The organism is Hyunsoonleella sp. 2307UL5-6, from assembly GCF_047345485.1.
Classification (GTDB): Bacteria; Bacteroidota; Bacteroidia; order Flavobacteriales; family Flavobacteriaceae; genus Jejuia.
This window is the reverse complement of the sequence record NZ_JBLFEN010000010.1, coordinates 17,638-32,104: the sequence shown is the minus strand read 5'-3', so window position 1 is coordinate 32,104 and position 14,467 is coordinate 17,638. Positions and strand designations below refer to the sequence as shown.

Annotated in this window: 13 protein-coding genes; 2 read left to right on the top strand and 11 right to left on the bottom strand. The window is 31.0% G+C overall.

Features of this window, described 5'->3' with window-relative positions:
- The first annotated feature begins 491 nt into the window (after positions 1 to 491).
- Entirely contained in the window at positions 492 to 1,166 is a 675-nt protein-coding gene (locus tag ACKGJY_RS14810; protein ID WP_413974681.1) for a ComF family protein, read from the top strand.
- A gap of 63 nt (positions 1,167 to 1,229) precedes the next feature.
- Positions 1,230 to 2,843, top strand: a complete 1,614-nt coding sequence (locus ACKGJY_RS14805; protein WP_413974680.1) for an Ig-like domain-containing protein — start codon at positions 1,230 to 1,232, stop codon at positions 2,841 to 2,843.
- On the opposite strand, the gene ACKGJY_RS14800 is transcribed toward ACKGJY_RS14805, so the two are convergent.
- The 11 genes from ACKGJY_RS14800 to ACKGJY_RS14750 all read right to left on the bottom strand — a co-directional run bounded on the left by ACKGJY_RS14800 (position 2,827) and on the right by ACKGJY_RS14750 (position 14,443).
- A complete protein-coding gene (locus ACKGJY_RS14800; protein ID WP_413974679.1) occupies positions 2,827 to 3,609 on the bottom strand; it encodes an amidohydrolase in 783 nt (260 codons plus the stop codon). The genes ACKGJY_RS14805 and ACKGJY_RS14800 overlap by 17 nt on opposite strands.
- Positions 3,610 to 3,737: 128 nt before the next feature.
- A complete protein-coding gene (locus ACKGJY_RS14795; RefSeq protein WP_413974678.1) occupies positions 3,738 to 4,232 on the bottom strand; it encodes a hypothetical protein in 495 nt (164 codons plus the stop codon).
- 78 nt (positions 4,233 to 4,310) lie between these two features.
- Positions 4,311 to 6,086: a MutS-related protein gene (locus ACKGJY_RS14790; protein WP_413974677.1), complete on the bottom strand. Its 1,776-nt coding sequence runs from the start codon at positions 6,084 to 6,086 to the stop codon at positions 4,311 to 4,313.
- Positions 6,087 to 6,161: 75 nt separating this feature from the next.
- On the bottom strand, positions 6,162 to 6,854 hold the full coding sequence (locus ACKGJY_RS14785) for a zinc metallopeptidase (RefSeq protein ID WP_413974676.1): 693 nt from the start codon (positions 6,852 to 6,854) through the stop codon (positions 6,162 to 6,164).
- Between the two features lie 78 nt (positions 6,855 to 6,932).
- Positions 6,933 to 8,033 (bottom strand): alanine dehydrogenase, encoded by a 1,101-nt coding sequence (gene ald, locus ACKGJY_RS14780; protein ID WP_413974675.1) that lies wholly within the window; start codon positions 8,031 to 8,033, stop codon positions 6,933 to 6,935.
- A gap of 203 nt (positions 8,034 to 8,236) precedes the next feature.
- Entirely contained in the window at positions 8,237 to 8,500 is a 264-nt protein-coding gene (locus ACKGJY_RS14775; protein ID WP_413974674.1) for a SemiSWEET family sugar transporter, read from the bottom strand.
- Positions 8,501 to 8,517: 17 nt separating this feature from the next.
- On the bottom strand, positions 8,518 to 10,293 hold the full coding sequence (locus tag ACKGJY_RS14770; protein WP_413974673.1) for a tetratricopeptide repeat protein: 1,776 nt from the start codon (positions 10,291 to 10,293) through the stop codon (positions 8,518 to 8,520).
- Between the two features lie 326 nt (positions 10,294 to 10,619).
- Positions 10,620 to 10,742 (bottom strand): hypothetical protein, encoded by a 123-nt coding sequence (locus ACKGJY_RS14765; protein WP_413974672.1) that lies wholly within the window; start codon positions 10,740 to 10,742, stop codon positions 10,620 to 10,622.
- 142 nt (positions 10,743 to 10,884) lie between these two features.
- Complete coding sequence (gene serS, locus ACKGJY_RS14760; protein WP_413974671.1) at positions 10,885 to 12,153, bottom strand: serine--tRNA ligase; 1,269 nt, start codon at positions 12,151 to 12,153, stop codon at positions 10,885 to 10,887.
- Between the two features lie 45 nt (positions 12,154 to 12,198).
- Entirely contained in the window at positions 12,199 to 13,515 is a 1,317-nt protein-coding gene (locus tag ACKGJY_RS14755) for an HTTM domain-containing protein (protein WP_413974670.1), read from the bottom strand.
- Positions 13,508 to 14,443, bottom strand: coding sequence for a bifunctional riboflavin kinase/FAD synthetase (locus ACKGJY_RS14750; protein WP_413974669.1), 936 nt, complete (start codon positions 14,441 to 14,443; stop codon positions 13,508 to 13,510). The genes ACKGJY_RS14755 and ACKGJY_RS14750 overlap by 8 nt, the downstream gene beginning before the upstream one ends.
- Between the last annotated feature and the right edge of the window lie 24 nt (positions 14,444 to 14,467).

Sequence of the window (14,467 nt, the reverse complement as noted above, 5' to 3'; positions counted from 1 at the left end):
TGTCTGCTTCTGTAGGTTCAAAATTAAAGTAATTGGCTAGTGTTGCATTATCTAAACCTAATGGTATATTTATATTGTTAGCCTGAAAAACCTCCCTTATAATTTGCCCTTTATATTCTGGCCTATGTACGCTATCGTTTAATAGTGCTGCTAATACATTATTTAAATAGGTAAACTCATCGCGTTTGGCAATAGCATTTAAATTTGTACCAATGGCTATATTTGGATTGAACGGGCTATTAAATTCTGGTACTCCTGCCGAACCATAGTAATTTTCGCCAAGTGTAAATTGGCCTCCACCTAAATATTGGTTTAATAAGTAGTTGGCACAGTCATGAGATAGTTTAGAGTAATCATTTTATTTAAAAAAAAATTTATAAACATATATGTATTGATATTCAGATAATTAGCATTTTAAAAAATATTAGTTATTTTTAACTTTATCTTGCTATTATTTCCTGCATTTTGTAATTTTAATAGATATTTAAATTTTGAAATCCCTCATTAATCTATTTTTTCCAAGGGTGTGTTACGCCTGTTCTCATCATCTTTCTGATAATGAATACACTATTTGTATTGATTGCAGGCATGATTTACCGGTTACTGATTTTCATTTTAATAATAACGATAGTGTTAAAAAAGTTTTGAGAGGTAGAGCAAAACTAGAGCATGCCACGGCATTGTTTAGGTTTGAAAAAGATGGCCCTGTACAACAATTGATACACGGTTTAAAATACAGAGGCTATGAGCATATTGGTAAACTTTTAGGCGATTGGTTGGGTGGAGAATTGGCTCAAATTGAAGCTTACAAGGCTATTGATATGGTAATACCTGTGCCCATGTATGCAAAAAAACTTAAAAAGCGAGGGTACAACCAAGTTACTAAATTTGGGCAACAAATTGCAAATGCTATTGATGCGGAGTATGTAGATGATGTTTTGGTAAAAATATCGAATACCAAATCGCAAACCACCAAAGGACGTTTAGCAAGATGGCAAAATAATAATGAATTGTTTGCTGTAAAAAACATCTTAAAAATAGAAAACAAACATGTGCTTTTAGTAGATGATATTATTACTACCGGTGCTACTTTAGAGGCTTGCACTTCAGCACTAAATCAAGCAAAAATTATAAAAATAAGTATTGCTACCATGGCAATAGCTTAGTAAATTTTACGTTTAATTTTAAGGTAAATTTTATGTAGGTTTGCTTAAAATTTAATTAAAGTAATGCGTAACACGTTTTTTAACTTTCTTTTAGCAGTAATTATAGGCTGTATTTTTATAAACTGTGCCAATAGAGGTACGCCAGAAGGTGGAGACAAAGATATTACACCACCTAAAATTGTAAGCACATCTCCAGAAAACTACTCTACTAATTTTAAGGAAAAAGAAATAAAAATTGTTTTTGACGAATACATCAAAATTAAAAATTTACAGAAACAATTAATTATTTCGCCACCAATGAAAACGCAACCTGAAATTACACCTTTAGGTAGCGCCAGTAAAATGATTAGAATAAGAATATATGATACTTTACCGCCAAATACTACCTATGCCTTTAATTTTGGTAATAGTATAGAGGATAATAATGAAGGCAACCCTTATACTTATTATCGTTATGTATTTTCTACAGGAAATACTATAGATTCTTTAACAGTATCTGGAACCATTACAGATGCTTTATTACGAGAACCAGAAACCTTTGTTTCTGTAATGTTATTTGAAGTAGACTCTACATTCACAGATTCTATAGTGTACAAAGAAACACCAAAATACATTACTAACACACTAGATAGCCTTACTACTTATACCATTGAAAATGCTAAAGCTGGCAAGTATATGTTAGTAGCTTTGAAAGATAAAAATGGAGATAATAAATTTCAGCAAAAATCAGATCAGATTGCTTTTAAAAAAGAGTTTATAACATTGCCCACTGATAGTACTTATAATTTAAAATTGTTTAATGAAATTAATGATTTCAAACCTACTAGACCATTACTTGTAAACGGAGAAAAAATAATGATTGGTTATGAAGGCGATCCTGAAGGTGTAAAGTTTACTTTAGAGTCTGAAGTACCTGAAGATTTTGACTATAAAATTACTAAAGACAAAAAAACAGATACTTTATACTATTGGTACACCCCAAAACTAGAATTAGACTCGCTAGTTTTAAATATTAAACATCCACAAGTTACTAAATCTTATACGGTAAGAATTAAAGACAAAGAACGTGATTCTTTAATATTAGAAGCAACACCTAGCGGAACTATTAGTTATGATGAAGATTTTAAAATTTCTGGAAATATTCCGTTTGTAAGATTTGATGCTTCTAAAATTTCGATGATGGACAAAGACTCTTTACCTATCGAATTTTCTGTAAAGTCTTTTGATACTTTAAATAATGCTTACACTTTAGGTTTTGATAAAACAGAGGATAACTCTTATAATATACAAGTACTACCTGAAGCTTTTACCGATTTTTTTAGTAATACAAATGACACTATTAGATACTCTCTAAGCACAAGAAAGCAGGATAGCTATGGTAATTTACGTTTAAATATTTTTAATGCGGTTTACCCTATAATTGTGCAACTAACCACCGAAAAAGGCGAGATTAAATATGAACAATACGCCACTGAAGAGAGAGTATTTGATTTTTTGAATATTAGTCCTGGAAATTATTTTATTAGGGTGATTTTTGATTCTAACGGAAATAAAGTATTTGATACTGGTAATTACCTTCTTAAAACTCAACCAGAGGTTGTAAAACACTCTGAAACGCAAATTGATGAAGTACGCGCAGGTTGGGAACAAGAAACCAGTTTTACTTTAAAAGACTAAAATCATCTCTATCCTCTAAAAACTTTAAAGTATTTCTATAAATATTGATATGATTTTTACTCAAATTCACCATTTGAATATCTTCTTGGTTTAATTGTAAGTCTGTTAATTTTTCACCTAAAACATCATACACTGCAGAACAGCCATTATATGTGTTATTTTCAGCATCTAAACCTACTCTATTTACACCAATACAATAGCTCATATTTTCTATAGCTCTAGCTTTAAGTAAGGCATTCCAAGCATCAATTCTTGGTTTGGGCCAATTGGCTACATAAATTAAAACATCATAACCCTCAGTATTTCTTGCCCAAACTGGAAACCGTAAATCATAACAAATTAGTGGGCAAATTTTCCACCCTTTGTACGTAATAACAATTTTCTTGCTTCCTGCTGTGTATACTTTATCTTCCCCTGCTAAAGTAAATGTGTGGCGTTTATCGTAGTACATTATTTCGCCAGTGGGTGTTACAAATAATAAACGGTTAAAATAATTTTCGCCGTGTTTAATTACTATGCTTCCTGTAATAGCAGCATTTATTTTACTGGCCATATTTTTCATCCAAGATACCGTAATACCATCCATAGTTTCGGCAACATCTTTAGGATGCATTGTAAAACCACTAGTAAACATTTCAGGAAGAATAATAACATCAACACTATGAGAAATAGTATTTATTTTTTTAGTGAAATTTAAGCGATTTTGCTCTGGGTTTTCCCAAACTAAATCGCTTTGTATTAGTGCTATTTTTAAGTCGTCTTGCATATTAAATTCTAACGATTAAATATTTTATCACAAAAAAAAGTCCATAAAACTAAAGTTTTTTTGGACTCTTAAGATATTACTTATTTTAAAAGTAACAAACTAGATATTATGCAAATACCGCAAAAGTCTTATTTTAATTTAGCTTTCGTTTTTTCTATTTTAGAATTCAACTTTTCTATCTTCTCTAACCATTTCTCTTCGTCAATAGGCGAAAGTTTACCTTTCTTTTTTAATTTTTCGTATTTAGTTGTAGCGTCCTCGTAAGTTTTAATAGCTTTATCATAATTGGTTTGGGCCTTAACTTTTTGCTTCATTTCTTTTTCGGCTTTCTTTTGCTTTTTTTCCGCTTTCTTTTGTTGTTTCTCAGCCCTTTCTTGTGCTTTTTCAGCCTTATCAATTTTTTCTTTAGATAACTTAGCTTTAGCCATATCTAACTTCTTTTGCTCAAATGCAGCTAAAATTTTAGATTTCTCTTCCTCTGACAACGTATTAGTAACATCTACATCATTTATAAAAATTAAGTCTTTTTTTATTTCGTAAACGTTATCATTCACTTTTACTTCTTGAGCAAATACTATAGAACCTGTTAAAATTAATAGCAATAACAATACAAATCTCTTCACGTTTTTCATAAGCTGTAATCCTTTATAAATTAGACACTACCTGTCTATATAAAGTCACAATTACACGTTCATCACAGATTAAACGATATCCATTTTTTTCAACAAAAAGGAAGCATTCATATTTTTACAAATCCCTTGTTTTAGTTTATAATCAAAGTACAATTCATCATTTATAATTTCGGCATCAAAATAGTAGTTTTTCACAGCATCTAATTCCTTAGCCATATCGCACAAACTTAAATCGTGTGTTGCAATAATACCAGTTGCATTAGTAGCTACAAGTTTCTCCACAAACTTTTTAGAACCTATAGCTTTATCTGTACTATTTGTGCCTTTTAATATTTCGTCTAGCACTATAAAGTAAGGCTCGTTTTTAATGGTATCTACTATAAATTTTAATCTGGTTAATTCTGAAAAGAAATAAGAACTATCATCTGTTAACGAATCTGATGTTCTCATGCTTGTAATAAGCTTTACAGGGTAGTACACACTAGATGTTGCACAAACGGGTAACCCAACGTTTGCCATAACAATATGTAAAGAAATTGTTCTTAAAAACGTACTTTTTCCTGCCATATTTGCGCCAGTAATTATAAAAAACTGCTCGCCAGTGATACTAACATCACTATTTACTCTTTTTTGTGTATCAATAAGCGGATGTCCTAATGCTTTCACTTCAAGAGTTTTACGATCTTTAGCAATACTTGGAAACACAAATACTGGATGATTAAACGTATAATTAGCTAAGGAATTATAAGCATCAAAAAACGATACGGCATTAAACCAGTCTGTAACTTTTGTACCATATTGGGCTATCCATTGCTCAATACGATACGTGTTTTTTATATCGGTTAAAAACAAACCATTTCCAAAAATAGCACCAATAATATTATTTCTATTATCGAGCGCATCTAACGACTTGGATAGTTTTTTAAATATTACAGATGCTTTTTCTTTATCTGATGTGATTTGATGTTGCTTTTGCTGTAATAATTTTGTTTTAAAAGTTTCATTCTCAATTAAATCTAACAACATAGCATATTGCCTAAATGTATCTTTAACCTTATCTACGTTTACAGACAATTGATTAATTTTTTTAACATATAATCCCGTAAGTATTAAACCAAAAAACAACCAATAGCCAATGAGTAATTGACTTACAATTTCTGCTACCGTTAACACAACTATCAATACTGTAATTGTGGTAAAAACTAAAGGCACCCACTTTATTAATTTTGGTAAAAAAGATTTATAGCACTCTAACCATTTTATAATAGAATTTGCTGAAGTTTCAACAGCAACCAAACTAGCATTAGCACTGTAAAATTGTCGCCATTTGGGTTTTAATGCTAACTCTTGTATTGCCTTTTGCCTAGTTTCCACATTATCTATAGCATTTGCTTTTAATGCATTTGCTAGTTCTACTTCACCTTCTGAAATACTTGTTCTATTTATAAATTGAAAAAAGGAACCTTTTCCAAATAAATCGATATCTAAGCTATAATAATGCTTGGAGTCTTGTAACTCTAAACCATCTGCTCTATTATGAAAATCGCCTGATGCAATAGTAATTTCATCAGTATTTATTTTTACTAGAGCATCGTAAAATTGTTTTTGTTTTTTAGTATCCGTGTGCTTTGATAATACATAAATAAATAATACTGTACCAACTACACCAATTAAAACAGCTATTTGCCAAAAAGAAAAGCAAAAATAAATACCAATGCTAGTTGCTAAAAATACCATTAAACGTAATACACTTAGAGTAGCCATTTGTGTGTATAGCTTTTTAGATTTTAATTTGTATTTTTCTAAATGTGTATTATAATATTCTTGCGGATTAGACATATTCATGTTATAACTTAAACTTTAAAATAATAAAAAAGCCCTGAATTTACTCAGAGCTTTTTATAAAATGTATTTCTAAAATTAATCTCTTCCAAATACTTGAAGTGCCCAATACAGTAAGTTAGCCAACGCACCTATTGCAGCCACTAAATACGTTCTTGCTGCCCATTTTAGTGCATCTTCAGAACCCTTATACTCGTCTGGGGTTACAATATTTTTATTCTTTAACCATGCTAAAGCTCTGTTACTAGCATCGTACTCTACAGGTAATGTTACAAAGCTAAATAATGTAGCAGCTCCCATCATTACTAAACCAGCTACAGCAACCCACCAGCCTAAACCTAAACCAGCAGCACCACCTAAAACTAAACCCCCAATAATTAACCACTGAGACATTCCAGAAGTTACACTTACCATAGGCACTAAGGTTGAGCGCATTTGTAACCAACTATAGGCTTGTGCATGTTGTACTGCATGCCCAACTTCGTGAGCTGCAACTGCAGCTGCAGCAGCATTTCTTTGGTTATATACCGCTTCACTTAAATTAACTGTTTTATTTTTAGGATTGTAATGGTCTGTTAAGCGCCCTGGTGTAGAAATAACTTCTACATCAGAAATCCCATGGTCTGCTAGCATTTTTTGTGCTACTTCAGCACCACTCATACCGTTTCTAAGTTGAACTTTAGAATATTTTGCAAACTTGCGTTTTAAAGTATTACTTACAGCCCAACTTGCAAGCATTACGGCTCCAATTAATATATAATATCCAAACATAATTTCATTTTTAAATTCGAAATAAAGATAACAATAATTACACCACTTTTATAATATGAAATTTTGTCATAACGAATTTTAAAGTTCTTCAAACTTTAAATCAAACGCTTCTGCAATTTCTTTGTATACTATTTTTCCCTTTACTACATTAAGTCCTTTGGCAAGATCTGTATGTTTTTTACATGCGTTTTCCCAACCCATATCTGCAAGTTTAATTACATAAGGCAATGTTACATTAGTTAACCCCATAGTAGAGGTGTAAGGTACTGCACCAGGCATATTTGCTACACTGTAATGTACAACATCATCAATAATATAGGTAGGATCTTGGTGTGTTGTAGGCTTTGTAGTCTCAAAACAGCCACCTTGGTCTACCGCAACATCAACCATTACAGTTCCTGGTTGCATATCTTTAAGCATTTCTTTTGTAATTAACTTTGGGGCTTTTGCGCCTTTAATCAAAACGCCACCAATAATTAAATCGGCATCTTTAATATGTCTTCTTATATTATATTCACTAGAAAATTCACTTATCACATTATTTGGCATTACCTCACTTACATGGCGTAATGCTTTCATGTTAATATCTAAAATAAATACGTTTGCTCCTAAACCAGAAGCCATACGTGCTGCTTGTATCCCCACAATACCTGCACCTAATATTAATACTTTAGCTGGTGGTACTCCTGGGATACCTCCTAATAAAATACCACGCCCCATAATAGGTTTTTCTAAATATTTAGCACCTTGTTGGATAGACATTCTTCCTGCAACTTCAGACATTGGTATTAATAGCGGTAAAGCACCATCATTATCCTCTACAGTTTCATAAGCAATACAAATAGCTTTACTATCAACCATAGCATTTGTTAATACTTCACTTGAAGCAAAATGAAAATAGGTGAATACAACTTGGTCTTCCTTAATCAAACTATATTCCTTTTCAATAGGTTCTTTTACCTTAACAATCATATCAGCTATACTGTAAACCTCTTCTATAGTGTTAAGTATGGTTGCACCTGCATCTATATAATCTTCGTCTAAAAAACCACTATTATATCCTGCATTTTTTTGAATGTACACAGCGTGATTTCTTTTTGTTAATTCGAAAACACCAGAAGGTGTCATCCCTACACGATTTTCGTTGTTTTTTATTTCAATAGGAACACCAATTTTCATATATCAATTTTTTAATTATCTAATATGTTTTAAACAAGTTGCAATATTAAAACATTGAATTGAAAATAAACACAAATACATTGTTATTTATAAATTTTTCATACTTAATTTAACAATACATTAAGAATTCTATAATAGATATTGATTTAAAACCTATTGACGTAGAGATATGCTATAAACCAAAATAGTTAAATTAAACAGGATTACTTCGTATATTTTATTTTGAAATACAGCAATAATAGGGTTGACACTACTGTAATAGCATTCGCAAAAATCATAGAAGGACTATGCTTTACAATACCATAAATTAGCCAAAGTAAAATGCCTATTAGGAATAAAATTAACATAGGCAAAGATAAACTAGACGCATCTTTTGTTTTCCAAGTTTTAAACACTTGTGGTAAAAAGGCAATAGTAGTTAAAACTGCAGCTCCAAAACCTATAATCTCATTAAAATCAAAACTCATTTTTATGAAATTATAAATTAATTAATAGCATCACCACGAAGCTTTCTAAATTGTTTTCTTGCATCTACAAAATAAATACTATCTGCATGATTAAATACCAAAACTTTGTAAAGCTCCTGTGCTTTTTCTGGCATATTTAAATGGTACAAGTATAATTCAGCAAGACTATAAATGGCATTGTCTACCAAAATACCATCATTGTAATTATCAATTATTTTTTGATAATTTACAGCAGCGTTATCATACTTTTTTTGGATTTCAAAAAGCTGCCCTTGCTTGTATAATGCTTGTGGAATTATAGGTTCTGTTTTGTGCTCTTCTATAATTGTATTTAATAATGCAATTGCCTCATTATTTCTATTTTGAAACGCCAACAAATCTGCTTTAGCATAACGCTTTAATGCTGTTTGCAAAGAATCTTCATACTTATTATCTGTAATCAACAATTTTAAATCTAAAGCATCATTTGCTATTAATTGAGAGGTTGACGATTTTAAAATTTTTAGTTGAGACTCAGCCCATTTAAAATCGCCCTTATAGTAACTTGCTTTTGCCACTTTAAAACGCGCCATTTGAGACACCTCACTATTCTTTAAATTTCGTTGAATTTGGGTATAGTATATTAACGCCTTATTAAACGCCTCTTTTAGCACCAAAATATCTCCTAGTTCTAATTTAATCTCAGCTTTTTGTGTAGCATTAAGCGGTAATTTTAGTGCGTCTTCTAAAAATGCAGTAGCTACATCAGTTTCATTCATATAAAAGGCCAAAAAATGAGCATACGCTATTTGTAAATTTAGTGTTTGTGCAAACTTTCCGTAGGTATCAAAAAGCTCTAAATAAGTATTCTGCAAATCTTTAAAATCGTCTGGTTGTACTTCCTTTGTTTTAATTTGAAGCATATCGTAAAACGCCATAAGTTTAGTATCACTATCTTGAGCATTTTCAATTACATAATTATATATTGATGTTGCTGTGTCTAGTGCGGTGTCCTTTTCGGCAATTTTACCTAAATTCATAATACGCACTAACCCGTCTTGAGTTCTAGCATTAATAGCTTTTTCTTGGGCAAATGCTTTATTGAAATCTTTTTGCTGAATAAATAACCAACTTAAAAGCTCATTCCACAATACATTAGGTTCTTGTTGTATTTTTTTGATGAGTAATTTTCGTAAAATTACATTACTCTCAGCATTACTATCTTCGCTTATAAAACTATTTAATGCACGCTTAATATTATTTATTGAAACTGGATTATTCTGGGCAAAATCTACGTAGTTTAACATCATTTTTTCAATGTTTCCATTTTCGCCATAAATTTGTGCTAAAGGCAGCTTTAAATTAAGTGTTGGTTTTAATTCCATTGCCTTTTCATAGGTAATTGCAGCCTTATCGAGCAGTGCGTAATCTTGAAAACTTCGTGCAACAGCATATGCATTATTAGGGTTTACAGATAAACTGTTTATTGCAATATTAAAGTTTTCGTTGGCCTTTTCGGGCATATCTTGCAATTGATAATTATACCCTAGATTAACATAAAATGCTGGATAATTAGTTCTACCTATTATCTCGAGTAAAAATGCCTCAGCCTTTTTATATTGCTCAAGTTGCTGATGAATATCAACAATTTGTTTAATGTAAGTAATGTTAGATTTTGATTTAGAATACAGCTTTTGGTATCCAATTAAAGCCTTTTCAAAATTACCATTTTTATAATATTCTTTTGCCAAAACATCGTCTTGTGCCACCAAAACTGATGATATAAGTAAACATAAAAATAGAATTATTCGCATGAGGTAAATATAACGAAGATATATTAAAAACACAGCACTATTAATTCAGCAAAAAGTAAATGCACAACTCTAAACTCACGCTGAATATCATTAAAGTTAACACTATAATATTAAACGCCAAAATGCCCGAATATTGCATTCGGGCATAACCAATCAAATCAATATTTTATTAATTTAACTACCGAAATTAAACGATAGTATCACTCGATTGGGGACAACTCTTTTAACTAAAAAAGTTTTTCATGTTTTAGGTTTTACTTAAGTAAATAACAATAAAATTGTAAACTCACGAAAAGTAAATTAGAGTTCTATTTTAAATGCTAGCTTTATTTTTTAACAACTGCTATTGCTTTATTATCAGACTTTTCCGTATTAAAATCTGAATACAATACTAAACTGCCAATAAAAACAAGTGCTATAAATAGAATTAAGCGAAGAATATTCTTCATGTTAAGTAGGTTAATAAGATTTGATACCATAAAATTGTAAAATATAACCTGAAACACAAAGAAAATTAATCAATAATCGTTAAACAGCTTTAAAAACAAACACTTAATCGATTATTTATTATTTATTGAAGGAAAAAATACGCTAAATTATATCAAATCCAGTGTATGGTTTTAAAACCTCTGGAATTAAAATTCCAGTTTCAGTTTGATAATTCTCTAAAATTCCTGCCAAAATTCTTGGTAAAGCCAAAGAACTGCCATTTAAGGTATGTGCCAATTCATTTTTACCGTTGGTATTTTTAAATCTTAATTTGAGGCGATTAGCCTGAAAGGTTTCAAAATTTGATACAGAAGATACTTCTAACCATCTATCTTGAGCGGTTGAAAATACTTCAAAATCATAAGTTAATGCAGACGCAAACGAAGTATCACCTGCACACAATCGTAAAATTCTATACGGTAATTTTAAGTCTTCTAAAATAGCTTTTACATGATTTACCATTTCATCTAAAGCTTGGTAAGACTTGGTTGGATGCTCTACCCTTATAATCTCTACTTTATCAAATTGGTGTAACCTATTTAAACCTCTTACATGTGCACCATAACTTCCTGCTTCACGACGAAAACAAGGCGTATATCCAGTAATTCCGACAGGCAAATCTGTTTCGTTTAAAACTGTATTTCTAAAAATATTAGTTCCTGGCACTTCCGCTGTAGGTATCAAATACAAATTATCTTCAGTAACATGATACATTTGCCCTTCTTTATCGGGCAATTGTCCTGTACCTATTCCAGAGGCTTCATTTATCAAATGCGGTAATTGGTATTCGGTATACCCAGCTGCCGTATTTTTATCTAAAAAATAAGCAATTAATGCACGTTGTAATCTTGCTCCTTTGCCTTTATATACAGGAAAACCTGCACCTGTTATTTTATTTCCTAACTCAAAATCTATAATGTCGTATTTTTTCGCAAGCTCCCAATGAGGTTGTGCGCCTTTATGAAGGGTTGGAATTTCGCCTGCTTTAAATATCTCCTCATTATCTTCTTCAGAATTACCCTCTGGAACAGATTCATGAGGTACATTTGGAATTTGAAACAACACTTCTTGCAAATTTTCAGCTGTTGTATTTAACTGATCAGTAAGTGTTTTTGAGGTTTCTTTTAATGCTCCTGTTTTTGCTTTTAATACATTTGCTTCTTCTACTTTTCCTGATTTAAACAAATGCCCTATTTCTTTAGACAATGTATTAGACTCTGCTAAAGTATGATCTAATTCTGTTTGAAGACGTCTTCGTTTTTCATCTAAAACAATAACCTCATCAATCAATTTAGCGGCATCAATATTACGTTTTGCTAAACGCTCAACAACAATTGCTTTGTTGTCTCTAATAAATGGAACTTGTAGCATGATTTTGCAAATTTTAAGCGACAAATTTAAGAAATACTGCTAGACTTACTCTCTTTTTGAAGGTAAAATCCATTCGCTATGTGATAAGGGTTTCCATGGCTGACTAGCAATGTCAATATTGGGGTCTATAAATTGTTGTAAACGCTTTCCGTTTACACTTACCTTACTATTTACATAAACTGCTACATCTTGTCCTCTGGCTTTAAAATCCTCTTTTAAATAACGTGCAAATTGCCAAATTACATCAGGTTTTGTACTGGCGCTACGTTGCTGTTTTTTTGTTAAATAATCATCTAAAGCAATAGTTTGCTTTTCTTGTGTCTCTTTATCTTGTACTATATATGTAATCTTACCGTATTTAGCTCTAAGCATCATACGCCACGATAAACGATGGCCTTCTTCAGTCCACAATACATCATCTTTAAAAGTATGATGTCGTAATGGCAACACTATTTGAATACTAAAAAATAATAGAAATAAAGCTGTATATCCTTTTTTAAAACTTGGATATTTAACCTCTGCATCACTATAGAAAACCCGTGTTTTTAAAAATATATTTCTAATGGTTTTTGGTGGAAAGAAAAACAGATAAAACGCCAAAGCTAAATAAGGAAAAATTCCTATTTGAAAGACTATTGAATTAAATAAATGAAAACCAATAGATATAATAAATGCCCACTTTCTGGTAGGTTTAAATAATAATAACGGCACAATTAATCCATCAAAAAATACACCGCCCCACAGTAGTATATTTTGCAACCATTTTTGTTGTAATACATCTCCAACTAAATAATAGTTTCGTTTACCTTTCATTAAAACTTCAATGACTGTACCATCTAACCAATCTGGATACAACTTTGCAACAGAAGCATAAGTATACACAATAAATAGCTGAATAATAAACACCCATTTACACCAATTAGGCATTGCATTAGTTTTAATAGAAGCGTTGTGTTTTGCATCTACAGAAATATCATGATGCGCTGGCATAAACACCATGATAGCACTTATAAGCATTAGCAAATAATAATGATTGTTATAAGATGATTTTTGCATTAAATAACTTCCTGCCCACAATAGAGTGAAACTTATCATGCTAATGCGGTATTTATAACCTACCATTATTAGTAAGCCAAAAACGGCCATAATACTATAATAAACGTACATACCTTGACCTTGAAACACCTGCAACCACTCAAAACCAATAAATGTAAATGTAAATTTAGGTGCTACTAAGCCTCGTGTTACCCATCCTGTAAGTATTGCCCCAAAAGATTCTAGGAAACAAAGTAAGCCAAAACATATTCTAAAAATTACTAATTGTGCATTATCAATATGTTTAAACAACCAATTATTAAGCATTGTAATTATTAATAAAATTCAATGAAAATAATTTATCTTTTTTAAGTTGAGATTTTAAAGCCTCAATAGACTCAAATTTATGCTCATCCCGAATACGACCTAAAATATCAATCTGTATATTTTTGCCGTAAATAGATGTTTCAAAATTAAAAAAATGCACTTCTATAGATTCGCTATTACCATTAACAGTAGGATTCATACCAATATTCATCATACCATATACAACCTTATCATCAATACGAGATGATACGACATACGCCCCTTGTTTCGGGATTATTTTATAAGCTTCCTCTATCTTTATGTTAGCCGTAGGATACTCTAACTGTTTCCCTATACCTTTGCCTTTAATAACGTTACCCGTGAGCATAAATGGATAGCCCAAATATTTATTTGCTTTTAAAATATCGCCTTCTAAAAGTGCTGTTCTAATTTTGGTAGAGCTTACAGCAACCTCGTTAATATCTTGTGCAGAAATTTGCTCTACTTTAAACCCAAATACCTTTCCGTACTTAATTAAATCATTAATATCAGCATTTCTATTTCTCCCAAATCTATGATCGTATCCAATAATTACCTTTTTGGCATTTAGTTTATCTACCAAAACTTGTTTTACAAATGCTTCAGCAGATAACCTTGAAAAATCTTTTGTAAACTTTTTTATTAATAGATAGTCTAATCCTAATGTGTCTAAAATTTTTCTACGTTCCTCTATAGTATTTATCAATTTAATATTAGAGTCTTTTTGCAATACCATTCTAGGGTGAGGGAAAAAAGTTAATATAACTGATTTTAACTCCTCTTCATTTCCTAAGGCTATAAGTCGGTTTAATATTTTTTGATGTCCAACATGAACACCATCAAAAGTTCCTATAGTTACGATTGAGGGTGACGAGGCAATATGCTTTTCAATTTTTACTACCTTACCCATAGGTTTTATTAAGAATTGTTAATG

Coding starts and splice junctions, on each gene's coding strand:
- ACKGJY_RS14805 (WP_413974680.1), top strand. CDS start 1,230: ATGCGTAACACGTTTTTTAACTTTCTTTTAGCAGTAATTATAGGCTGT.
- ACKGJY_RS14800 (WP_413974679.1), bottom strand. CDS start 3,609: ATGCAAGACGACTTAAAAATAGCACTAATACAAAGCGATTTAGTTTGG.
- ACKGJY_RS14790 (WP_413974677.1), bottom strand. CDS start 6,086: ATGAATATGTCTAATCCGCAAGAATATTATAATACACATTTAGAAAAA.
- ACKGJY_RS14785 (WP_413974676.1), bottom strand. CDS start 6,854: ATGTTTGGATATTATATATTAATTGGAGCCGTAATGCTTGCAAGTTGG.
- ald (WP_413974675.1), bottom strand. CDS start 8,033: ATGAAAATTGGTGTTCCTATTGAAATAAAAAACAACGAAAATCGTGTA.
- ACKGJY_RS14775 (WP_413974674.1), bottom strand. CDS start 8,500: ATGAGTTTTGATTTTAATGAGATTATAGGTTTTGGAGCTGCAGTTTTA.
- ACKGJY_RS14770 (WP_413974673.1), bottom strand. CDS start 10,293: ATGCGAATAATTCTATTTTTATGTTTACTTATATCATCAGTTTTGGTG.
- ACKGJY_RS14765 (WP_413974672.1), bottom strand. CDS start 10,742: ATGAAGAATATTCTTCGCTTAATTCTATTTATAGCACTTGTTTTTATT.
- serS (WP_413974671.1), bottom strand. CDS start 12,153: ATGCTACAAGTTCCATTTATTAGAGACAACAAAGCAATTGTTGTTGAG.
- ACKGJY_RS14755 (WP_413974670.1), bottom strand. CDS start 13,515: ATGCTTAATAATTGGTTGTTTAAACATATTGATAATGCACAATTAGTA.
- ACKGJY_RS14750 (WP_413974669.1), bottom strand. CDS start 14,443: ATGGGTAAGGTAGTAAAAATTGAAAAGCATATTGCCTCGTCACCCTCA.